The sequence below is a fragment of the Acinetobacter sp. ANC_7655 genome, assembly GCF_056784015.1.
In genome coordinates this window covers 52,251-74,406 of the sequence record NZ_JBWYJB010000001.1, presented here as the reverse complement: position 1 = coordinate 74,406, position 22,156 = coordinate 52,251, and the positions used below count along the sequence as shown (strand labels likewise).

Sequence of the window (22,156 nt, the reverse complement as noted above, 5' to 3'; positions counted from 1 at the left end):
GATCTTTAATTAGATCAGGGTTTTTATTATCAAAATCAGGAAGCACAATGTCCGAAAAGGCGCAGTTAGCAGTTGATGCAGCGGTTGCTGCGTCCACAGCTACAAAATTTACATATGGGTGTCTAGGAATAGGCACCCTTTTTTCATGGGGATGCCATGTCTGAAACAACTACAGCAGTAGCAGAAACTTCAATAGCAGCATTGGGCTCAAAAGCGACTTTAGGTGGTAGTGCAACAAGTGCTGCCGCTTTTTTTATGGGTATTAATTGGATTGGATGGCTTTCACTCGGGATAGCACTGCTCGGTCTAATTATAAATGCTTATTTTTCATGGCAAAGAAATCGACGCGAAAAAGCTGAACATGAGTTGCGAATGGAGCAACTAAGAGGTCAATGCAATGTCAAACAAGACTAAATTAGCTATAGCTCTAACAACCGCCATCACAGGCGGTTTTCTTATATATGGACCTAGTGAAAAACAGGTTCAAGAAACAGCAGTAAAAGAGGGTTTTACCCCGCGCCCAGTAATACCAGTACCTGGTGATGTGCCAACTATCGGTCACGGCACTACAGCTTACCCTGATGGAACTAAGGTTAAACTTTCCGACCCGGCCATTACAAGAAAACAAGCACATGAGTATCTTAAAGCACATATGAATAAAGATGCTGTGCGATTTAATAAGTCACTACAAGGTGTCAAGCTAAACCAATCAGAATACGATCTTTACTTTGACTTCACGTATCAATTTGGTGTTGGTGCATGGTTAAGCTCTTCTATGCTGCGCAACTTGAAATTAGGCAAATACAAGGCCGCTTGTGAATCTTTACTTAAGTGGAGATATGTCGCTAAACGTGATTGTTCAATACGCTCAAATGGATGTTATGGGGTGTGGTTACGCCAGAAAGAGCGCCACCAAAAATGTATGGAGGTTAATTAATGTCAGCACTTATAGCCAAATTTTACGAAGCCGTCATTATTGCACTGACGGCTTTTTTATTGCTTGCACTTATTGGGCTTGGTATTCAGTCATGGCGTGTAAGCCACTGGCAAAACAAATTTAATGGTGCTGATGCTGAATGTGTTGAGCGAATAAACAAAGTTAATGAAGCCTACCAAAGCGCTTTAGAGGCTTGGAAAGCAAAAGTATTCATTGTTGAAAATGAACTCGAAGCCGAACGCAACAACATCAAAATTGAATTTAGAGATATTCGACATGAGACTCAAAAAATCATTACTGACCGCATTTACACTGATTGCAAGTTTACTGATGACGGCTTGCGTATCGCCCAAACCGCCATCGCTACCGCAAATTCCAGCAAGCCTATTGACTGATTGCCAAGATTTAAAGCAATTGGAGGCTGGCGAAATGGGTGAGGCATTAATTTGGATTGTTGATACTTCTGAGCAATACGCAGATTGTAGAGCTAAAGTTAAAGCATTTATTAAAATCCATCAGCCCTCTAAATGAGGGCTAATTTATTTAAATATAATAAAATTTTTAAAAAACAGTTTTCTGCCTGATTCACTATCTATTAATTTATATACATATAAATCATAATTATTCCTATGCTTTAAATCATATACATTTTGTTTGTAATCACCATCGAGCATTAATTTTCTGAAATATAAATTACGTTTTAAATCGAATGCACTTAGAATTTTTTTCATTTGCGACCTCTATCTCTATATACCTTGTGTAGATGACTTTCCAGAACCCAAATATCACCATCGATGACAACTTTATTGCCATCGTAAAGAGATAAATTCTGGCCATAAAAATCCGTAATGTTATTTAGTTTCCCTTGATAATTATAGTTTGCCCAAGCACATCTACGATCACTGTGGTTTGACTCTTTGTGAAAAACGAGGATTACTTGAGGGTATTTAATCATCATGAGTTTAATTCTCAGCACTAATATGATCTGGTATTTCAACAAAGTAAGCTTGATTGGTAGCAATACTTACCCATTGCAACGTCCCGATTTTATTAATGAGTTTAATATTATTGTTATCGTATAAGCTGATTAATACATTATTATCATCAAAAAACCCAACATATTGAATAGCTGGATTTCTGTGAAAGTTTTCATACATTTTATGGACTTTAACTTTAACAATATTCATTATTTATCCTAATCACCTAAAAGGAGTTAAACCTTTTAAATGATTTAAGAATTCTGAGTTATAAGTTATTTTTTAACTTCAACCTCAGTATGCTCTTTCGGAGCATCTTTAGTTTGTCTGTTCTCAGCATTTAATTGCTGTTCCTTATTTTTTTCTTGCTGAGCTTTTTGCGTATTATCGCCTGCAGGATTTGATTGTTGCTGGTTCTGTTGTTGCTGGGTTTTAGAGTCACTTGACTTTGTGAAATTTGACATAATGATTGTCCTTGAATTGTCAATAGTATTATCGACAAACTCAGCATGTGCCTTATATTTATTAATAGATACCCTGAATATGTATCAAGATTTATAGTTTTAGAAATATTTATTATGAGTGCCTGATATTAATCGATTATTAATATAATATTTAAATTAATATATTTGTAATTTATAAAAACTCTTACCCATGCATTGTCATAAATTTTTACATTAGCAATTTAGCAGTAATTTCCTCATCAAACTCTATTACCCCAGTCTAGTGCGATTCAATCTATAGATTGAAATTTTTTCAATACTTTGCAAGTTATGCTATCCGCTGATTGTTCAAAAAAGAGAAATAGCAAAATTGGGTAGGAAACCTTATAGGTAAAGTATAAAATTTCTTTAGTAACTTACTAACAATTAATTCTGATGAAAATGATCACAGAATTATTTTCTAAGACGTAAATATCTTCAGTCTACAAAAAATGAAGAGTCTACAAAAAAATAAATTTGTAGACTGATTTGTAGACTGATGAAGTGCAATTACACCTAAGTGGTAACAAATGTATGCAACTGTTAAATAGTATTAAGTCATTGAAAGTACAGGTAATTGCATTATGATACAAGCGTTGCCAATTAAAACAAAACTAGGTGGATTCTACTTTTTCTACTATGCGATTGTCGGTACCTTCATGCCGTATTGGAGTCTATATCTGCAAGATCAGGAATTTAGCTTTTTAGAGATTGGGTGGCTTAGTGCAATTGCAATCATGACACGTTTTTTTGCGCCGTTTATTTGGGGGTGGGTGGCGGATAAAACGGGTAAAAGAATGCTATTGGTGCGAATCGCAACATGGATGGAAGCGAGTATATGGTTCCTCATTTTTATTATACCTAATAATTTTCAATCAATTGCTTTGTTAATGTTGATCTTCAGCTTTTTTCAAAATGCGATACTTGCTCAATTTGAAGGCGTTACATTATTTTGGTTAGGCGAAAAACGAAATGAACTTTATGGCAAAGTGAGAAAATGGGGATCGATTGGGTTTATTGTTGGTGTTTTCTTTATTGGTCTAATTCTTGAAATCATCGATATTCAGTATCTCCCGATTTTATTACTGAGTATTTCATTTCTAGCGTTCTTATGGTCATTTACAGTAAAAGAACCGAAGGGCGCACCAAAAGCCCAAAAAACACTTGAATCCATTATTCCAGTCTTAAAACAACCAGTTGTGAAAGCAATTTTCTTAATTGAGTTCATTATGTTGTTTGCTCAAGCACCATTCTATAGTTTTTATAGCAATTACTTACAGTCATCTGGATTTAGTACCACAGCAACAGGATTTCTTTGGTCAACAGGTGTTATTGCTGAAATCATGATGTTTGCCTATGCATCATTTTTTTTAAATCGTTTTACATGGCGTCAGTTGGTTGCGATCTGTTTATGGATGACTGGGCTTAGGTTTTTGATTGTTGGTTTATTTCCTGAAAGTTTTGTTCTCCAATTTCTCTCCCAGACAATGCATGCATTCAGTTTCGGTTTATTTCACTTATTGGCGATGCGCATTATTTTTGAGCACTTTTCTGCTGGGCAGCAGGGTAGAGCTCAAGCTTTGTATAGTACGATGTGGGGCTTGGGTGTGGCATCTGGAAGCGTATTGGCAGGACAATATTGGGAGCTGATTTCTGGCAGCTATATTTTTATCATTGCAGGAGCTTCAACGTTGATTGGTTTCATATTTTTATCCGCTTTACCAAATCTCAAGCCCACTGAAGCAAGATAGTGACTTATGATGTTTGAGTAAATAGTAATTGCGGATCCACGCATAATCTATTTCGTCCTTCAGATTTGGCTTGATAAAGGGCAACATCTGCACGATTAATCAATTGTTGGAATGGGGTGCCAGACGGAAGTTGTTGATAACTTAAACCTATGCTTACACTAATATTGAGATGTTGATTTTGCCTGATCATAATCGGTGTTTCTGCCACGCGGTCGCATATACGCTGTGCGATTTTAATGCAGGCTGGTAGGTTACTATCTTTAATTAAGATGGCAAATTCTTCACCGCCAACTCTACCGAATAAATCATTTGATCTAATTAGAGATCTGACGATATTGCTAAAGTCTTTGAGAACAATATCACCTATTTCATGTCCATATTGATCATTAATTTTTTTAAAGTGGTCAATATCGAGTAGTAGAATAGACACGCTGTGTATATTGGATTTCGCCTCCCTATGAGTTGAGTCTATCGTCTTTTCGCTTTCTTCATAAAAATATCGGCGATTCATGGTCGTTGTTAAACTGTCATGGTTCGCTAAATATAATATTTGGTGATATAGCTTTTGGCGATTCAAACTAATAATTGATAATGTTAGTGGGCCTAAAGCCAGCATGAAAAGACCGATGCGAACAGACAGTGTTGTCGAAATAAATGCTTCTGGAGATTCTGTTAGATAATATGCACTTAAGCTGTTGTATAAGAACATACATACAAAGCAGTTGATGATTGCAACCAACAATAAATTGTAGGTTAATGCTGCCCAGATGAGTGCTCCGATCGGGAACATGATGGCGCCAGGGCCAATAAAAAAGTGAGTTAGAATTACAGATACAACGACAAATATGAAGGGTAAGACAAGGGGCAAACTTAAACGTTGATTTTTTTGATTTATAAAATATTGTTGAACTGTAGTTTTGCTTGGTAATGCGAGAACAATAGGTAAAAAAGCGACAAAGTTAAGAATTTCACCACTCCACCACATGCCAAAATCAACCCAAATACGGCTGAGCTCCATAAAGCTGTTAGGAACATAAGGGATGGTTAAAATCGCAAAGGTTGGGCTCGCTAGGCACCCTCCAAAAGCACTAATTAAAAATAAGTAAACAAATGTAAGACCTTTATTGAATTCTTGATAATTGATTTTTAACCGGTTCAGTAGGTATAAGGTCACTAATGGGTTTAGCAAGTTAGCAAGAGTTAACAACCAAGTAAGTTGTAAAGTGTTGCCAGTACCTAGGTCTGCAAGCATATACCCAGAAAAGGCCCCAAGCCAGCCACCAAGATTATTGAGATAACTAAATCTTAAAAAAAGACCAAGTAGTACGGCATTTGCAGGCCAGAAAATTGCGAGAAATGAGAGAGGTCGACCAAGTATTCCAGCCAAAGCACAAAGTGTAATGATGAGCATGACAATCAAAAAAGATTGTGCATTGTTTTTAATCAGCTCTGTTCGTATCCATATGGTCATACTTAACGTATATTCCCTTGCATAAAATCTTATATTTTTAAGCTTTCTGTGAGGTATAGAATGAATATTATTCTGATAAGAATATATTTTTGCACTAATAAATCAATAGATCGCATTAAACTGCTGATGATTTAAATTTCATCAATAGGGAATTCATTTTCTTATATAAAATTGTTCTTATCACGTTAATTCTATGAGTTTTCTTGCTGAAATGTGCTAATTTAGCTCTAAACGTTGACCTATAGATGTTGTATGAAAAAAACAGTTTTTTTTGCACCTTTACTTTTATTAATGACGTCTTTTTCTTCTGCCGATCAAAATGTCCAAGCGCAAGCTAAAGGTGCTGATTTACAACAGCCTGAAAATAATATTCGAATCAACATGCGCCCAGAAATTTTAGGTTTATGGGGAATGGAAATTCCAAATAATAAAAAATGTGTTGAGTATTATAATTTCCGTGGTAACAATGAGGTGGTCGTGAATAGTGCTAAAGAGTGGTCGGTCGGTTTATTTGAGTATCAACCATCTCAAGACAGCTCTTCGGGCTTGTTGCCTACCTTGGTCATGCAAGTCAATTATGAGAACAACGAAAAAGACTGCTCTGGTAATCAAGTAGATCAGGCAGGAGATTTGTCTCAATATTTTGTAAAATGGGACAATCCGAATCAAATCAATTTCTGTGCATCTGAAAAGGGTGGACAATGTTTTGCAAAACTTAATCGTATATTGCCATGAGCTAAAATCTTTCCAGCGTATTCTTCAATAAAAAAAAGCCTCCTGAAAAAGAGGCTTTTTTATTCATCTTGTAAAGCTGTAATTACTCAGCTTCGCTATGTCCTTGTACCTGTTTCAACAAATGTTTCTCTAAGTAGTGAATATCCATAGCCTGTTCTGCAAAGTTCTTATCTTCAAGGATGAGATCTTTGTGTAGCGGAATATTGGTTTTGATTCCAGTTAAGATCATTTCATCTAAGGCTTGTTTCATACGTGCCAAAGCGGTTTCGCGATCTTTACCATGTGCGATTAATTTAGCAATCATCGAATCATAGTAAGGTGGAATGCTATAACCTGGATAGATATGAGAATCTAAACGGATGCCTGCACCACCTGGTGTGTAGAATTGCTCGATTTTACCTGGTGATGGAAGGAAGGTGGTTGGATCTTCTGCATTAATACGGCATTCAATTGCATGACCGTGTACTTTGATTTGATCTTGTTCTAGATTTAAACCAAGACCAGCGGCTACACGAAGCTGTTGTTCAATAATATCGACACCCGTTACCATTTCTGTCACAGGATGTTCTACTTGAACACGTGTATTCATCTCAATAAAGAAGAACTCACCATCTTCAAATAAGAATTCGAACGTGCCTGCGCCACGATACTGCATTAATTCGCATGCTTTTACGCAAGCTGCTAAAATTTCAGCACGAGCTTCTTCTGGAAGGTTCGGAGCAGGAGCTTCCTCAAGAACTTTTTGATGACGACGTTGTAATGAACAGTCACGATCATATAAATGTACGGCGTGACCATTACCATCGCCAATCACCTGTACTTCAACATGGCGTGGCTTTTGAAGGAAACGTTCCATGTAAACCGTATCATCACCGAACCACATTTCAGCATCACGTTGAGCTGCTTGTACAGACTCCAACAGTGTATCAACACGTTCAACAATTCGCATACCGCGACCGCCACCACCAGCAGCAGCTTTTACGATAAGTGGGAAGCCAATCTCTTTTGCTTCCGCCAAGGCATTGTTTGGTGTTACAGCATGAGCTGAACCTGGAACGGTTGGTACACCAGCTTTACGCATCGCCATAATCGCTGACACTTTATTCCCCATAAGGCGAATATGTTCAGGACGTGGACCAATAAAGATAAAACCAGAACTTTCTACAATCTCAGCAAATTCAGCATTTTCTGATAAAAAGCCATAACCTGGATGAATTGCATCTGCACCAGTCACTTCCGCTGCTGTAATAATTGCAGGAATATTTAGATAACTTTCGCTACTTGCACCAGGACCAATACAAACGGCTTCATCAACAAAGCGTAAATGCATGAGGTCTTTATCGGCATCCGAGTAGATACCGACTGTTTTAATACCGAGTGTTTTGCAAGCACGTGTAATACGCAGTGCAATTTCACCTCGGTTGGCAATGAGAACTTTTTGCAACATACCAACCCCCAACGATTACGCGCGGTAGCGGAATAAAGGTTGACCGAATTGGATTACATCACCATTTTTAACTAAAATTTCTTCAATCACACCACTTTGAGTTGCCTCAATTGGGTTCATGATTTTCATTGCTTCAATAATTCCAAGCGTTTCGCCTGCTGAAACAGTTTGTCCTACATTTACAAATGGTGCTTCGCCTGGACTTGGTGCAGCATAGAACACGCCAACCATTGGTGAGGTTTCAACAGCACCACGAGAAGCGGGTTTCACAACTGGAGCTTCTGGCGCAGCAGATTGTATTGGTGCAACACCAGCGGCTACGATAGGATTACGACGCGCTAAAGCAATGGATTGATCACCTTCTTTTACTTCAATAGATTGAAGATCCGATTCAATCATTAAGTCGATGAGCTTTTTAATTTTGCGAATATCCATGAATTCGTATTCCTAAGGTTAAAGAGGTGTAGAAGTTTGAATTTTTTGCACGGCATGAGTTAATGCAAATGAATAACCCTGTGCGCCTAGTCCACAAATGACACCGACAGCTTTATCTGAGAGATAAGAGTGGTGTCTAAATGCTTCACGTGCGTGAACATTTGAAAGATGAACTTCAATAAATGGGATCGCAACACCTAATAGGGCATCACGTACTGCTACTGAGGTGTGGGTCAGTGCAGCAGGATTGATGATGATAAATTTTATACCATCAATCTGGGCTTGATGAATTCGGTCGACAATGGCACCTTCCCAATTGCTTTGGAAGGTTTCAAGTTGAATTGAACTTTCTTGAGCTTGCTGTATGAGTTGATGATTGATATCGTCTAAAGTTAAATGTCCGTAAACTTCAGGTTCTCGCTTTCCTAGCAAGTTTAAATTTGGTCCATGTATGACCAAAATGGTCGAACTCATGAAGACAGCTCCAATATGAAAGTTGCAATATAACCTTGCAAGATGTCTGCAAAGTTTGCATATTATGGCATGTTTTTAAGCTTTTCATTTATATTTTGTTTCAAAAATAGCAAAAAAACAATGTCGTCAATGAGCTGTATTTTGAGAACTTTGCAGTCAATTGGCAATGTTAAAAAATTACATTTTTCTTTTAATTCTTCGAGTCTGCTATTTTAAACCGAATTGACCAAAAGTATTCATTTGTTTTGTGTAACCGCCATATGTGAGTCATCAATAGTCAGCATTTCTGACCATGAGGTGGTATAGCGTGGAGAGTGGTGCAATTGCTTCATTTTCCATTGTTGTTGATTGGTATGATAGCCCACTTGAATACAATGCTTTCCAAAGCGGTTTTTCATAGCGCCAATTGTTGTCATGAGCGAATCTCGCTGCTGGATTAAATCATGAGGCTGCCAAAGGTCGTGTGTATGTGTTTTTTTAGCACTCAAAGCAGAAAACATGACGGAAACTTTTACATAACGTATATTTTCTTTAAATAAAACATCAATTTGCTGTTGTGCTGCATGAGTCAGGAGTAATAAATCATCCGTCGGATATTCCAAACCAATTACATGAGAATGTGATTTCTTGAATGGTTTTACTGGAATTTTTTCATAAAGAGACACATGGACACAGGCGCATAATTGTTCTTGCTTGGTTAAACGCTCATGAGCCCGACTTAAATGAAAAATCATGGCTTGCTTGATTAATGCTTTATCCTTTAATGCTGATGCAAAACTTCGTGATGCTAAGATTCGTTTAGACGGTAAATCAGGATCTTCTAGTGAAATACAGGACTGACCTTTTAGCTCACGAATGGTACGCCCCATAAGCACTGAAAACTGCTTCATTAAATAGTGTTCATTGGCAAAAGTTAAGTCATAGCAATTATAAATACCGTAACTTTCAAGTTGTTTACTAATTTTTCGACCTACGCCCCAAATTTCCGACACTGAGGTTTCTATAAGTAATTGATCAAAACTGCATGGATCCAAATCCAATAAAGAACAAACTCGGTTAAAACCAGAACGTTTTTTGGCAAAGTGATTGGCGAGTTTAGCTTGCGTTTTACTGTAACCAATCCCGATACAACAAGGTAAACCGATCCATTGTTGAATACGGTCGATTAATTCCCGACAAAATTTTTCTAAATCAAAAAGACTTTGATAATGTGTTAGACGAATAAAACATTCATCAATTGAATAGGGCTCTAGATCTGAATCTGCATGAAAGTGTTGCTCTAAAATAGTGAAAAAACGACTAGACATATCGCCGTAGAGGGCATAGTTGCTTGAAAATACTTTAACACCAGCTTTAAGCATATCTTTTTCAATTTCATACCATGGCACGGCCATGCCAATATTGAGAGCTTTCGCTTCCTCACTACGAGATACGACACAACCATCGTTATTACTTAAAACAACGACCGGTTGACCATTTAAACTTGGATTAAATACACGCTCACAACTGACATAGCAGTTATTAATATCAATGAGCGCAAAAATCTCTTGATGATAAATATTTTGCATAGGAGTAGGGTGAATTGCTTAGATCAATTTATTTCAGTTTTTTTAAAATACAAGTCACTACACCCCAGACCATGATTTGTTCTTCGCTACGAGGATAGATGTCAGGGTAGTCTGGATTCTCGGCTTTTAACCATAAAAGGATCGTTCCATCATTCTGTTTTTCTAGCATTAATCGTTTTACTGTGAATTCATTATTAATCAGCGCCAAGACGATATCACCATGTTCTGCATTCAAACTCCGGTCAATCAAGATTTGATCACCAACTTCAATCCCTGCATTTTTCATTGATAACGAATTTACGCGTAGTATAAAAGTAGAAGCTACGTTGTGAACCAAGTATTCATTTAGATCAATATGTCCTTCTACATAATCTTGTGCTGGGGAAGGGAAGCCTGCTGCCACAGATTCAATAGGATAGGCGATTTTTAAACGTGTTCTAAATTGGATCGGTGAAATTTCAATTTGTTGATTGAAATCATCTTCAGGTCGTATTTTTAACCATTCTTTAATTTGAATCACTTTTGATTCAGGAACACGCATTACTACTGTTTTTTCTGAAAACTGTGATTTTCGACCTGCATTGGCACGTTTACCACCATGTAGAGAAGCGGTATTTGTTGCTGAAATATTTGAATTGCTGCTCATATGAAATTCCCCCCATTTAATCTTGAATATGTAACAAAATCAAGATAGCAAAAAAAACATTGTAAAAACAGATTGCTTCGTCGGATTGATTGTGCTTATACGACACTATGCTTAAAATTAGGTCTGAATTTATGATGAAAATGGAATCATCCATGTTGCAAGATTTTATTGAAGAGCAAAAATTAGTCTGTGAGGAGTTTGATTCTGCTTACATCAAAGTGAATGAAGATGATGTTGTTGCTGTGGCTAAGCATACTTTAGATCAAGAGCCAATCGTCGGTTTGCGTAATAAGCCTGAACCAGGTGAGAAAGTGGCATGGTTTATTTATGGTGGTGAATTAGGCGAGGGCGAAGATTTTTTTGAGACGATGACGGTGAAAGAGCTTGAAGAAATTTTACCCGACGCAATTCCATTTCTTGCATTGGAAACAGGTTTCCGTTTTATGATTGATCGAGATGATTATGAGGATGTTTGGAAAGCTGAGCCTGATTTAGGAATCTAATGTGCATGTTATGGGTGAGGTTGATTTTTGTAGGTTTAAGTTTTTTTGTATCACAACAGGTTGTAGCGAATGATTTGATTGATGCACAACAGATGGTGTATCAGCAAAAACTGGATCATGAAATGCAGCTGATCGAACAAACCAAGCAGATTTTAGATGATGAACACAGTACAGCCACACCGATGGAGCAACAACTTGCTTTATGTGGAAGGTTAAAGGCCTATCTAAACATTGTTGGTTTAGCAGACGAGTTTATTCAAGTTGAACAAGCACATGTAATGAAACGTATTGCGCAATTTTATTTAAATCAGCAATCTACGAGTTTTCAACAATCGGGCATGACAATTGATGATTGGTGTAGCGCAAACTAGCAAATTTGTCAGATATTGATATGAATTTGGACTGAATTGATAACTCGAACTTTATTATAATTTTTTGCGTTGAGTTGACGTATTCCAATTTCCCTGATTGACACGCGACATCTTAACCATCATTAGTCTAGGTGATGTCTAAACCCGCTGCATAGCGGGTTTTTTAATGTCTATTTCACTGATTAATTCATTTTTTAAAGCTACGAACTGACTCGATATGCTATGTAAATCAAAAAGTAGTTTTGGTTTACAGACAATTGGCAGGCTTTGGTATTCCGGCTAATCGACTTAGATGGCGAGCAACTAGGCCTGTTTTAAACTTTTCTTGCAATACTGCATTATCAATGTCAGCGCTGACGTGTTTCATTAAAAATTTGATTAAGGGACGAGTTGCAGGAGAATGACCAAATTGAGCGTAGAACTGACGCACCGCATGCAATACTTCGAAATGCCAAGCTGTTAGCTCAAGCTCGAGCGTATTCGCGAGTACTTGCGCTACATTTTCATTCCAAATGGTATAGTCAACTAAATGACCATCTTGATCGAGTTCAAGGGATAATTCAGTGGTCATGGTAAAACCTAAGTCAATAAATTTGTTTTATTTAAGGCTAATACAGCGTGTAAAGCCCAGAATGATATCTGCAAAAGTGGTGTAATCAATCACTTCAATTTGAAAATACTCGCCGTTCAATAGATGCGAAGGTAATAACTCAGCATCTCGATCTAAAACGTAGACCTTGTTTTGAATCGTAAGTACAGATGGTGTAAACAATGCCAACACCGCATCCCCCATAAGCACTAAAGCATCATTGGTATCCAGTGTTTTTTGAACCTGTTGAATACAATGTTCAGTATTTGCAAATTGAGATTGTATTAAATAAAGCGTTTTATCGGTCATATGAGTTACCAATACAGTACATGGTCAAAGCTTTGAATTAACTCTTTATTAAATGCAATAAATTTAATTTCATGCGTAGTATGTTGAACAAAGGGATTATCTTGTTGATTTGATTCAACCAAAATAGGGCTTAGATCATAAAACTCAAAGCTATCGACGAGGTTGGAAGCCAGTTTAAACGCATGTTTAATGGGTTCGAAGCTTAATTCGGAACGGAGTAAACTTAAGGCTGCGCCTTGCAATAAAACTTTTACTTCAGCGCCAAAAGTTGCTAAAACCATGGTTGCAGAAAGGCTCTCATGAACTTGTAGCGAGTTGAGATTTGATTGGGTTAATATAACCAGTACAGATTTCACACAATTTACCTTTCAATTGCAACAATCAATGAAAAATGAATAATTTAGAATTGAACTAGACGTGCTGAAGATGAGACAGCATCTGCCAATTCACCGAGTCCTACCAGCTGAAAACCTTCAGCCAGATTATGGGACTCAATGTGATGGCGTTGAGCATTTTCAGCATCAGTGATTCCACGTGCTAGGGCAGCACTTACGCAAACAGGAAGTTTGATATTTAATTTTTGCCACTCTTGTGTGAGACTTCTTTGATCATCTGGCGACCACTGTAAGTTGTTTGCAACTTGAACGCCGTCTTGATAAAAGAAAACTCGAAAAATTTCGCCTTTCGCTTGCAATGATTGTGCGAGTCCTAATGCATGCCAAGCATGGATTGAGCTAGGTGCCGAGGTAATTAGTAATAACGTACTCATTTAAAACTTCGCATAGGGTGATCAAACTGAAAATAGCTTGTTCAGGCTTTTAAACAAAAAGGTAGTATACAATGATTTTAGTGACAGGTGGATTAGGCTTTATAGGTTCACACGTTGTTTTAAGCTTATTGGCACATGGTCAAGAAGTCGTCATTGTAGATAATCTTGCCAATGCGAATTTACAAACGCTTGAACGTCTTGAATACATTTCTGGGATGTATGTACCTTTTGTAAAGCTAGATGTTAGAAATACGCCTGCTCTGAATAAAGTTTTTGAGCAGTACTCAATCCGTGCTGTTATACATACTGCAGGATTTAAGTCTTTAGAGGAGTCTCGCTTAAAACCGCTTGAATATTATAATGATAATGTCAGTTGCATTATGAGTCTGATGCGTGCAATGCAACGAACTGGTGTACGAACATTATTGCATCTTTCAAGTATGGCGGTTTATGGCACTTCGAGTTTGAATTTAAATGAAGAATATCCTCTCAATTTTGCCAATCCAAACCCTTATATTAAATCCCAGCAAATGATCGAAGAGATCATCCGTGATACCTCTAAAACGGACGAAGAATGGAGTATTGCGATCCTGAGACTAGCAAATGTAGCTGGTGCTTTTGAACATGGAGTTTTGGGTGAAGTGGTTGCCCCTTTACCTAAAAATATTTTGCCTTTGGTGTTACAAATCGCAGCCATGCAGCGCGATTCCATTCAATTACAAAAGAATGCCAAGACAAAAGACCAAACGGTTGAACGAAGTTTTGTGCATGTCATTGATGTGTGCGAGGCAGTCATTGCAACTTTAAAGTGGTTATTTAATCAAAGATCAACGTGCGAAGCATTTGATATCGCAGGTCAGCCAAGTTCAATTCAAAACTTGATTAATACTGTAGAAAAAGTGACTGAAACAAAAATTAGAACTGAGGAAACTGATTATGTTTTCCAAGAATTAGATCAAATTGGTTCGAATAGTTTAAAAGCATTAGAATTATTGCAATGGAAAGCACATCGATCACTAGAACAAATGATTGAAGATCAATGGCGATACTATCAAAGCACCTTTAATAATTAAAATGATAATCATTTACATTTATGGGTTTTTTGATTAGCATCAAATCAACGGTGGATGAATCCGAATCAAACATGATTCTTCCAAGGAATAGCGAAATATTTGAGGCTGATATGCAAACACGTATAGAACACGACACGATGGGTGATGTAGAAGTACCAAGTGATGCGATGTGGGGGGCTCAAACCCAGCGCAGTTTGCAAAATTTCAAAATTGGTGGTGAGCGACTTCCTCGTGCGATGATCCGTGGTATGGGGCTGGTCAAAAAAGCTTCTGCACTTACTAATGCTGAGTTAAATCAGATTCCTGCTGAATTGGCGAATTATATTGTGGGTGCTGCAGAAGAAGTGATTACGGGGCAATGGGACAGTCAATTTCCATTAGTGGTATGGCAAACAGGTTCTGGTACTCAAAGTAATATGAACTGTAATGAAGTCATTGCAAATATTGCGAATCAAAAGCTGGGTAATCCGCTTGGAGCACAGAAACCCGTTCATCCAAATGATCATGTTAATCGAGCTCAATCTACAAATGATTCATTTCCAACAGCGATTCATGTCGCTGCTAGTTTACAGATCAATGAGTTACTGATTCCAGCAGTTCAAGCTTTACGTGAAACTTTACATCAGAAGTCTCAAGAATTTTCAAATATCGTTAAGATTGGGCGTACACATTTACAAGATGCAACGCCGTTAACTTTAGGCCAGGAATTCAGTGGTTACGTATCCCAACTCGATCATGGATTAAAGCGTCTAGAGCAAGCTTTAGAAGGGTTATATGAATTGCCATTAGGTGGTACAGCTGTCGGTACAGGTCTAAATGCTCATCCTGATTATGCTATAAATGCAGCAAAAAAATTGGCTGAGCTTACGGGTTTACCTTTTGTGACTGCACCAAATAAGTTTGAAGCACTAGCAGGACGTGATGCTGCAGTATTTGCTTCTGGCGCACTGAAAACACTTGCTGCGAGTTTAAATAAGATTGCCAATGATATTCGTTGGTTAGCGAGTGGTCCTCGTTGTGGTTTTGGGGAGATTCGTATTCCTGAAAATGAACCAGGTTCGAGTATTATGCCAGGTAAGGTGAATCCTACTCAAAGTGAAGCTATGACGATGGTTGTTGCGCAGGTTTTGGGTAATGACACGACAATTAATATCGCTGGTGCTTCAGGTAATTTTGAACTAAATGTTTTTATGCCGGTTATTGCTTATAATTTACTGCAATCAATTCAACTGCTAGGTGATGCATGTAATAGCTTTAATGAGCATTGTGCTGTGGGGATTGAGCCAAACCAAGATAAGATCGATTATTTCTTGCATAACTCGTTGATGTTAGTTACTGCATTGAATCCTGTGATTGGTTATGAAAACGCGGCTAAGGTTGCGAAAACTGCCTATAAGGAAGGAAAGACTCTGAAACAAGTTGCTGTAGAGCTGAATTTAGTCACAGCTGAGCAGTTTGATGAAGTCGTTGTACCTGAGAATATGGTTTCACCTAATGTGAAGTGATTTTGATTTGGTGAATTTTATGATTTGAATGTTGATAACATATATTGACAAGCAACTGTCTTTAATATATTGACCAATTATTCATTTCAGAATACTATTTATATAACGACCTTTCATACGTCACTTAAGGCTTTTATAAAGGAGACAATCATGAATAATTATAAAGCTCGTCTAATCCTTGAAGAAGGCTATGGATTAGGTTGAGACTCATTTAAATTTGTGTAATAAAGCATCCATTAGGGTGCTTTATTTTTGAGTAAAATAAAATTGAATTACTTTTATACTTATCTTTTGATTATTGCATATGTCACTGTAATTGCTTATTTTTATATTTATCGTAGAGATAATTTCTTTATTAAGATTAGAAGTAGTAATCAACTCCTTCTCATCTTAATTTTATTAGGTATCACGTTTGTAGAAATATTAATTTGGAAAAGTTTTTTTGAAGATTATAAATTTCTAAATTTTGATATAGAAAATACAGATGGGCAGTTTAAAACGACAGCATTAGTTACGGTTTTAGCAGCTATAGCTGCCGTTTTTGGTTGGATTTTTACTTCAAGGGTGCAAATTATAAACACTATAAGAAGTCATTCAGTACAAGTATTGATGAATAGTAGGAATTCTACTGCGTATATTGCTAAGGTTGATATTGCAACCAAAATAAGAAGGAATTTGGGGAAGGATCAAAACGTAGAGTCGAAAGATAAAGTGCAATTGACTAGAGAAAAATTTAATTCATTGGAAGATGAGGAAAAATCGGCTGTAACATATTTATTAAATTTTTTGGAATTTGTAGCAATTGGAATCAGACATAACAACTTAGATGAAGAATTAATAAAAAGTAGTTTCAAATCAATACTTAAAGCTAATTACAACCTCTTCCAACCTGTAATTGAATATTTAAGAGAGATTGATAGTCCTAAAATTTACAATCAACTCGAAATTTTGCATAAAAGGTGGGAAGAGAACAAAGAACCAGAATGTATCAATTGTAAGCAAGGTATTGATGATGAAGTTCAGAATAGAAAGAAACATAAATTTAATAATCTTCGGAACATTACATTAACAATTTTAACGGGCTCAGGGTGGCTAATAATGATAGCTATCATGAGATTAATAGAGAAATTAACGAAATATTCAACGGAGGAAGATTTATTATGCGATAACTGTAAAACATTAAAAAAATAAGTAAAAACTTCATCACATAGTCATGTAATTATTATGAGATTGATTAACTCGTCACAATTGTTAAAATACACATTGCTTTTAATTGCTGTTGTATCAAAGTTCTTATCTTAGACTTAAGACAGCCAATCTACGGAAATTTTCAATGCTCGATATATATTTAACAGATGTTCAAAAAAATGTTCAATTTCAAGATTATCCAGGTGAACATCCTGTTAAATTTATTCTTAACTTTAAAAAAATCTTCCCAAGTATCATGGAATTACTACTTCCTGTTCTGCCTAAAGATGAAAATCTAGAAGACATGACGTGGGAATCAACAACAAAAGATTTTGAAACGTTCAAACTTCTACTGACAGGTTGGGGTGTTATTGAACTGCGTCTAAATGCCATTACACAATTCAAAAATCGTGAATTTGCAGATCAGCTAGTAAAAACTGCTCAACAAAAAAGAGCAAAGTTTTCTAAAGAACAACCTAAGCTCAGTACGGTAGATTTAGACTATTTGTTCATGCATGAAGTTCATACGGCGATTGATGCTGAATTAGTAGAGTTAGGTGAAAAATTCTATTTGCCAACCTTACGCTCCCTATGGAAAAACCAAGTATCGGCTCAGGTTCTTGAAGCTAAATTTTAAGCTTACATATGCCAAGAAAAGCCCTCTATCATGGAGGGCTTTTTACTATTGGGTAAAAAAAATACGAATAAAATCAAATCTTCGAATTAGGGTTCAAAATGGATAGATGTTGGTCTGATAAATGCTTAATGTAACACTACAACATATTTGATTTGTTGAATATTTAATCTTTGGTTAAGTATTTCTAATGAATTAAAGGTCAGAGTATCGTATTTCCCCGAGGAAATACCAAAGGATTTCAGAAAATGTCGAATCAATTTTTAGATTTAATTCAAAAACGCCGTACGATTTATGCTTTAGGAAAAGCAGTTGAACAATCTCCTGAGTACTTAACAGATCTTATTCAGAATGCGATTAAACAAAGCCCATCATCTTTTAACTCTCAATCTTCACGTGCGGTGATTTTATTTAACGCTGAACATGAAAAGTTTTGGGGCTTTGTGAAAGAGAAGCTAAAGTCATATGCGAAGGACGAGGCGAGTGCAGCAAAAACTTCTGCAAAAATGGATAGCTTTGCTGCAGGCGTAGGCACTGTATTATTTTTCGAAGAAATGGATACAATCACTGACTTACAAGAGAAATATCCTTCGTATGCGGAAAACTTCCCAATTTGGGCGGAACATTCAACAGCAATGGCACAGTTTGCGGTTTGGACAGCTTTACATACAGAAGGTTTAGGTGCAAACCTTCAACATTATAATCCGATTGTAGATGATCAAGTCCAATCTGAATGGGCTGTACCGGCTTCGTGGAAACTACGCGCACAATTGGTATTTGGATCTAAAGAAGGAGAGGCTTTCGATAAAGGCTATATTGACGACGCCACACGTTTTAAAATGTTTAAATAAAATATGGAAAAGCACTCATTGGAGTGCTTTTTTTAAACCCATAAATAGCCTAAGCAATATTCACATTTCTAACTTTATTCCCATGTAATACATAATATAAGACAATGCAAAATAAAGTACCCATAGCACTATATAAATAGAGTTGTTGGTAACTGATCAAATCTAAAGCTAAACCTAAGAAATAAGGACCGAATCCCAAACCTGCATCTAAAAAGATAAAATAAGTTGAGGTTGCAAATCCCATTCGTTCCAAACTAGTACTTTTCACTGCAATTGTTTGGCAAATTGACTGGATATTACCGTAGCCTAAACCTAATAATCCTGCGCAAATCAACAAAAGGCCCGAACTGTTAGCTTGGCTTAACAAGAAGAATGCAAGTGCCATAATGAGAAAGGCCGGATACATAATTATATTTTCGCCTTTTTTATCCATCAGTGGTCCCGTAATAGGACGAGAGAGCAGAATCGTCAACGCATAAATGAGAAAGAAAAATGATGCTGCTTCAACCAGATCAATTTCTTTGGCATAAAAATTAATAAACGATAGAACACCAGAGTAAAAGAGGGAGCTTACCAACATGATCAGAGCAATGGGTAAGGCGCTCTTTTCAATATATTGAGATAGAAAACTATTTTGAGTATGGGCCTGATCAGGTATAGACGAAACCTGTTGCAATTGAGGAACTTGAATAAATAAAGCTGTAATTAAACATAAAACTGCAAGGATTGAAGATAGGGCAAAAATAATGTTGTAACTGACATGAAGCATTAGCCAGATTGCCAAAAATGGTCCAATTGCAGTTCCTAAAGTACTACTCATACTGTAGTAACCTATACCTTCACCACGACGGGTTGCGGGAATAATTTGAGCGATAATTGTGCCAAATACGGTGGAGGCAACCCCCATCATAAAGCCATGCAAGAATCGAACGATTAATAAAGTTCCAACCTCTAAATGGAGAAAATAAAAGCCTGAAAATATGAGAAATCCAGTGAGTCCGACCAGCATGGTGACTTTAGAACCGAATTTAACGAGGAATTTAGCCACCAATAAACGACCAATCAGTGTACCCACAATAAAAAATCCTGATATTAAACCAGCCTGCGCCGTCGTCGCTCCAAGTTCTGCTATCGAAAATCCCACAATGACAATGACGAGAAGATAAAAAGTCAGTACCAATTGAAAGTTAATTAAACTGACCAAAATAAAGTTACGTGTCCAAAGAGGCTGATTAACTTGATTTGAGGAAGTACTCATAACTCCTCCACGATATTTAAGCTTTTATAACGCTCTAAAATAGACAAAAACAGTTGAAGTGTCTCAGCACTTTGAGCAATGTCTTCAGGATTTACTTGATTCAAAAACTGTTGTTCAAATTGATCAATCTGAATTGTACAAATTTGATAAAGATCTCTACCTTTTTCGGTTAATTGAATTAATTTTTGGCGTTTATCAGATGATTCTAAAAACTGAATAACATCTAATTTATGTAAAGTATTAATGCGTTTTGCAATTGATGGTTTCGAAACATTGAGTTCATGAGCCAAATCAATTGAAGTGATGGAGTCATGATCATAGATATGATAAATCAACTGCCACATTGAATAGTTCAGTTGGTATTGAGCCAAGATATCATTTAAACGGTCACTAAAGAGTCGCGCACTTCGCAGCAATACGACACGGAATTTGGGAGAGTTTTGCATATAGTTAACCAAGCTAACTAGTTTGTTGGCTTGAATTTACGCTCAATTATTAGACGAATCAAGCGTAATGCACTTATTGATAATCAGGGTACTGAAAATATTAGTTTTTTTGTTTTCTAAAAGTACTTGGTCGAATAGGACGGGTCCCGCGCCAGAGACCTCGTTTATTGCGTTTTGCACTATCTTGTAGCGAGATCATATATTTTAATTGCTTTGGATCACGTATGTATTCTTCGTAAACCCACGCACCACCACGCCTCACTAATTCTTCATTCATATTCTTGCGATAGCGGTAGACCACACCCACGCAACGTCCATAACGATCAATATCCGTGATTTTTACACGAACAATTTTACCTTGAATCATTTTCTTAACTAAGCGTTGGGATTCAAGCCCGTAACTTTGATTAGATTCAGGCGCATCTACAAAAGCAAAGCGTAATTTAGTTTTAGAACGTCTTAAATTCAAACGATGGCAGGAGAGGGTGTCACCATCACTCACCGCTGTAACACGGCACCAATAAGTTTTTCCTTTTTTAAAAGGTTTAAATACTTGAAGAAGATAAATTCTTACTTGTCTAAAAATGATAAGAAGTAATAAGCATAAAATCGCACCTAGCCCAATAAGCCATGATGCAGGGAGTTGATCAAACATAGAAAATACAAGAGAAAACAAGCCTTAATATGATAAATCAACTCCAAGTGAGTGTTTGATTCAATATTGAACAGATGGTGTTCACACAGATTTTCTACTAAATAGCCTAAGTTTTATCATCTATCACCGCCATAAATAGCCTAAGCAAAAATTTTATTAATTTCTGAAATTAAATACTCAAACTTTTGGTGTGATGCTAATTGTGAATTGCAATAAATTCCCATTTTCATTAAAGGCAGTTCAATAGGGAGTTCAGAAATTTTTAAATCTTGAGGTAATTTCAAATTTTTTAAAATACTAAAAGGTAAGGTTAGCAATGTGTCAGGATACTCCTTCAAAATTTGTAGTGCCGTTGAATAGTGTTGACAGCGTAAAAAAATATCACGTTGAATATTCAACTTTTTAAAATGTAAATCTTCAATAAGCACACCAGAATGCCTTGATGAAACACCAATATGTTGGGCATGTTTGTATTGTTCTAAATTTTCGATGGTTGTCAAACCACATATGACAAAGCGATCATTCACTAAAGGGTTAAAATAAATTTTCTCATCAACTTTCTGTTGAAGATCGACCACTAAATCAAGTTGCTGTGACAATAAATCTTTTGCCCAATTAGTTCGATCTAATTTGATACTTTGAAACCGTGTCGCTAGTCCTAAATCACGAAAATGACGGATTAACTGCGGAAAAATTAAAGGCTCAATTTCATCATGAATTGCTATACGAATAGATTGAATCGTCAGTGGATCAAAAGATATATGATGAGTCGAGATATGCTGAATTGCGATTAATGTTTCTTTTATTCGTGGATAAATTTGATGTGAAAAGGGTGTCGCAACCATCTTTATACCACTTCGGATAAAAAGATCATCTTTCAATTGTAATCTTAATCGCTGTAAAGCGTGACTGGCTGCAGATTGTGTAATACACATCAAATTTGCGGCTTTACTGATACTTTGATGTTCGTATATCGCAATAAATAATGGATATAGATTGATATCAATGTGTGAAAAAGCGCTCAGATCCACAGATTCCTGATGAATTCTATTCATAAAGTAATATTTAAATAAATCATTTCA

The 22,156-nt window shown here is 36.6% G+C and carries 29 protein-coding genes; 13 read left to right on the top strand and 16 right to left on the bottom strand.

The window, feature by feature from the left end:
- Window positions 1–156 precede the first annotated feature (156 nt).
- The 4 genes from AC1M9N_RS00370 to lysC are packed head-to-tail and all read left to right on the top strand — an operon-like array spanning window position 157 to window position 1,468.
- On the top strand, window positions 157–414 hold the full coding sequence (locus AC1M9N_RS00370) for a holin (RefSeq protein WP_481954022.1): 258 nt from the start codon (window positions 157–159) through the stop codon (window positions 412–414).
- Complete coding sequence (locus tag AC1M9N_RS00365) at window positions 398–937, top strand: glycoside hydrolase family protein (protein ID WP_481954021.1); 540 nt, start codon at window positions 398–400, stop codon at window positions 935–937. The genes AC1M9N_RS00370 and AC1M9N_RS00365 overlap by 17 nt, the downstream gene beginning before the upstream one ends.
- Window positions 937–1,332, top strand: coding sequence for a hypothetical protein (locus tag AC1M9N_RS00360; RefSeq protein WP_481954306.1), 396 nt, complete (start codon window positions 937–939; stop codon window positions 1,330–1,332). The genes AC1M9N_RS00365 and AC1M9N_RS00360 overlap by 1 nt, the downstream gene beginning before the upstream one ends.
- Window positions 1,214–1,468 carry an Rz1-like lysis system protein LysC gene (lysC, locus tag AC1M9N_RS00355; protein ID WP_481954020.1) on the top strand — a complete coding sequence of 85 codons (255 nt, stop codon included), beginning with the start codon at window positions 1,214–1,216 and terminating at the stop codon, window positions 1,466–1,468. The genes AC1M9N_RS00360 and lysC overlap by 119 nt, the downstream gene beginning before the upstream one ends.
- A gap of 431 nt (window positions 1,469–1,899) precedes the next feature.
- Here the strand turns inward: lysC and AC1M9N_RS00350 are convergent, their stop codons facing one another.
- Window positions 1,900–2,124: a hypothetical protein gene (locus AC1M9N_RS00350; protein WP_481588136.1), complete on the bottom strand. Its 225-nt coding sequence runs from the start codon at window positions 2,122–2,124 to the stop codon at window positions 1,900–1,902.
- 65 nt (window positions 2,125–2,189) lie between these two features.
- Window positions 2,190–2,378 (bottom strand): hypothetical protein, encoded by a 189-nt coding sequence (locus AC1M9N_RS00345; protein WP_481590980.1) that lies wholly within the window; start codon window positions 2,376–2,378, stop codon window positions 2,190–2,192.
- 605 nt (window positions 2,379–2,983) lie between these two features.
- Between AC1M9N_RS00345 and AC1M9N_RS00340 the strand changes: the two genes are divergently transcribed.
- Window positions 2,984–4,147 carry an MFS transporter gene (locus tag AC1M9N_RS00340; RefSeq protein WP_481595659.1) on the top strand — a complete coding sequence of 388 codons (1,164 nt, stop codon included), beginning with the start codon at window positions 2,984–2,986 and terminating at the stop codon, window positions 4,145–4,147.
- A 4-nt stretch (window positions 4,148–4,151) separates the two neighbouring features.
- On the opposite strand, the gene AC1M9N_RS00335 is transcribed toward AC1M9N_RS00340, so the two are convergent.
- Complete coding sequence (locus tag AC1M9N_RS00335; RefSeq protein ID WP_481609638.1) at window positions 4,152–5,618, bottom strand: GGDEF domain-containing protein; 1,467 nt, start codon at window positions 5,616–5,618, stop codon at window positions 4,152–4,154.
- Window positions 5,619–5,870: 252 nt separating this feature from the next.
- Between AC1M9N_RS00335 and AC1M9N_RS00330 the strand changes: the two genes are divergently transcribed.
- Complete coding sequence (locus AC1M9N_RS00330; RefSeq protein WP_035270703.1) at window positions 5,871–6,353, top strand: hypothetical protein; 483 nt, start codon at window positions 5,871–5,873, stop codon at window positions 6,351–6,353.
- Between the two features lie 82 nt (window positions 6,354–6,435).
- Here AC1M9N_RS00330 and accC read toward each other — a convergent pair whose 3' ends face one another.
- From accC to AC1M9N_RS00305, 5 genes are all read right to left on the bottom strand, one after another.
- The gene (gene accC / locus AC1M9N_RS00325; RefSeq protein ID WP_035267832.1) at window positions 6,436–7,800 is read right to left on the bottom strand and encodes an acetyl-CoA carboxylase biotin carboxylase subunit; all 1,365 of its coding nucleotides are present in this window, start codon (window positions 7,798–7,800) and stop codon (window positions 6,436–6,438) included.
- Window positions 7,801–7,815: 15 nt separating this feature from the next.
- Window positions 7,816–8,235, bottom strand: coding sequence for an acetyl-CoA carboxylase biotin carboxyl carrier protein (accB, locus tag AC1M9N_RS00320; RefSeq protein ID WP_035267829.1), 420 nt, complete (start codon window positions 8,233–8,235; stop codon window positions 7,816–7,818).
- An 18-nt stretch (window positions 8,236–8,253) separates the two neighbouring features.
- Window positions 8,254–8,709 carry a type II 3-dehydroquinate dehydratase gene (gene aroQ, locus AC1M9N_RS00315; protein ID WP_481608605.1) on the bottom strand — a complete coding sequence of 152 codons (456 nt, stop codon included), beginning with the start codon at window positions 8,707–8,709 and terminating at the stop codon, window positions 8,254–8,256.
- A 236-nt stretch (window positions 8,710–8,945) separates the two neighbouring features.
- Window positions 8,946–10,277 (bottom strand): Y-family DNA polymerase, encoded by a 1,332-nt coding sequence (locus AC1M9N_RS00310; RefSeq protein ID WP_481608606.1) that lies wholly within the window; start codon window positions 10,275–10,277, stop codon window positions 8,946–8,948.
- 28 nt (window positions 10,278–10,305) lie between these two features.
- Window positions 10,306–10,923: a LexA family protein gene (locus AC1M9N_RS00305; protein ID WP_257219868.1), complete on the bottom strand. Its 618-nt coding sequence runs from the start codon at window positions 10,921–10,923 to the stop codon at window positions 10,306–10,308.
- Between the two features lie 152 nt (window positions 10,924–11,075).
- On the opposite strand from AC1M9N_RS00305, the gene AC1M9N_RS00300 reads away from it, so the two are divergent.
- Together AC1M9N_RS00300 and AC1M9N_RS00295 are read left to right on the top strand one after the other, a co-directional pair.
- The gene (locus AC1M9N_RS00300; RefSeq protein ID WP_035267817.1) at window positions 11,076–11,426 is read left to right on the top strand and encodes an immunity protein Imm33 domain-containing protein; all 351 of its coding nucleotides are present in this window, start codon (window positions 11,076–11,078) and stop codon (window positions 11,424–11,426) included.
- Window positions 11,426–11,797 carry a hypothetical protein gene (locus AC1M9N_RS00295; protein ID WP_481597081.1) on the top strand — a complete coding sequence of 124 codons (372 nt, stop codon included), beginning with the start codon at window positions 11,426–11,428 and terminating at the stop codon, window positions 11,795–11,797. Before AC1M9N_RS00300 ends, AC1M9N_RS00295 begins: the two co-directional genes overlap by 1 nt.
- Window positions 11,798–12,044: 247 nt before the next feature.
- Here the strand turns inward: AC1M9N_RS00295 and AC1M9N_RS00290 are convergent, their stop codons facing one another.
- From AC1M9N_RS00290 to tusD, 4 genes are read right to left on the bottom strand one after another with little or no spacing between them, the layout of a single operon-like run.
- Window positions 12,045–12,368, bottom strand: a complete 324-nt coding sequence (locus AC1M9N_RS00290) for a TusE/DsrC/DsvC family sulfur relay protein (RefSeq protein ID WP_035267814.1) — start codon at window positions 12,366–12,368, stop codon at window positions 12,045–12,047.
- 27 nt (window positions 12,369–12,395) lie between these two features.
- Window positions 12,396–12,695: a DsrH/TusB family sulfur metabolism protein gene (locus AC1M9N_RS00285; RefSeq protein ID WP_035267811.1), complete on the bottom strand. Its 300-nt coding sequence runs from the start codon at window positions 12,693–12,695 to the stop codon at window positions 12,396–12,398.
- Window positions 12,696–12,700: 5 nt separating this feature from the next.
- Window positions 12,701–13,051: a hypothetical protein gene (locus AC1M9N_RS00280; RefSeq protein ID WP_481954019.1), complete on the bottom strand. Its 351-nt coding sequence runs from the start codon at window positions 13,049–13,051 to the stop codon at window positions 12,701–12,703.
- Between the two features lie 44 nt (window positions 13,052–13,095).
- Window positions 13,096–13,464, bottom strand: a complete 369-nt coding sequence (tusD, locus tag AC1M9N_RS00275; RefSeq protein WP_035267807.1) for a sulfurtransferase complex subunit TusD — start codon at window positions 13,462–13,464, stop codon at window positions 13,096–13,098.
- Window positions 13,465–13,535: 71 nt separating this feature from the next.
- On the opposite strand from tusD, the gene AC1M9N_RS00270 reads away from it, so the two are divergent.
- The 5 genes from AC1M9N_RS00270 (at window position 13,536) to AC1M9N_RS00250 (ending at window position 18,715) form a co-directional block, all read left to right on the top strand.
- Window positions 13,536–14,537, top strand: a complete 1,002-nt coding sequence (locus tag AC1M9N_RS00270; RefSeq protein WP_481607349.1) for an NAD-dependent epimerase/dehydratase family protein — start codon at window positions 13,536–13,538, stop codon at window positions 14,535–14,537.
- Window positions 14,538–14,647: 110 nt separating this feature from the next.
- Window positions 14,648–16,042, top strand: a complete 1,395-nt coding sequence (gene fumC / locus AC1M9N_RS00265; protein WP_481597084.1) for a class II fumarate hydratase — start codon at window positions 14,648–14,650, stop codon at window positions 16,040–16,042.
- A 252-nt stretch (window positions 16,043–16,294) separates the two neighbouring features.
- A complete protein-coding gene (locus AC1M9N_RS00260; RefSeq protein WP_481607348.1) occupies window positions 16,295–17,233 on the top strand; it encodes a DUF4760 domain-containing protein in 939 nt (312 codons plus the stop codon).
- 142 nt (window positions 17,234–17,375) lie between these two features.
- Entirely contained in the window at window positions 17,376–17,867 is a 492-nt protein-coding gene (locus AC1M9N_RS00255; RefSeq protein ID WP_035267803.1) for a hypothetical protein, read from the top strand.
- A gap of 245 nt (window positions 17,868–18,112) precedes the next feature.
- Entirely contained in the window at window positions 18,113–18,715 is a 603-nt protein-coding gene (locus tag AC1M9N_RS00250) for a nitroreductase family protein (protein WP_481597086.1), read from the top strand.
- A gap of 49 nt (window positions 18,716–18,764) precedes the next feature.
- Here AC1M9N_RS00250 and AC1M9N_RS00245 read toward each other — a convergent pair whose 3' ends face one another.
- The 4 genes from AC1M9N_RS00245 to AC1M9N_RS00230 form a co-directional block, all read right to left on the bottom strand.
- The gene (locus AC1M9N_RS00245; protein WP_481954018.1) at window positions 18,765–19,973 is read right to left on the bottom strand and encodes an MFS transporter; all 1,209 of its coding nucleotides are present in this window, start codon (window positions 19,971–19,973) and stop codon (window positions 18,765–18,767) included.
- Entirely contained in the window at window positions 19,970–20,419 is a 450-nt protein-coding gene (locus tag AC1M9N_RS00240) for a MarR family winged helix-turn-helix transcriptional regulator (RefSeq protein WP_179997997.1), read from the bottom strand. The genes AC1M9N_RS00245 and AC1M9N_RS00240 overlap by 4 nt, the downstream gene beginning before the upstream one ends.
- Window positions 20,420–20,519: 100 nt before the next feature.
- A complete protein-coding gene (locus tag AC1M9N_RS00235) occupies window positions 20,520–21,074 on the bottom strand; it encodes a thermonuclease family protein (RefSeq protein WP_481594629.1) in 555 nt (184 codons plus the stop codon).
- Window positions 21,075–21,214: 140 nt separating this feature from the next.
- Window positions 21,215–22,129 carry a LysR family transcriptional regulator gene (locus AC1M9N_RS00230; protein ID WP_481954017.1) on the bottom strand — a complete coding sequence of 305 codons (915 nt, stop codon included), beginning with the start codon at window positions 22,127–22,129 and terminating at the stop codon, window positions 21,215–21,217.
- Between the last annotated feature and the right edge of the window lie 27 nt (window positions 22,130–22,156).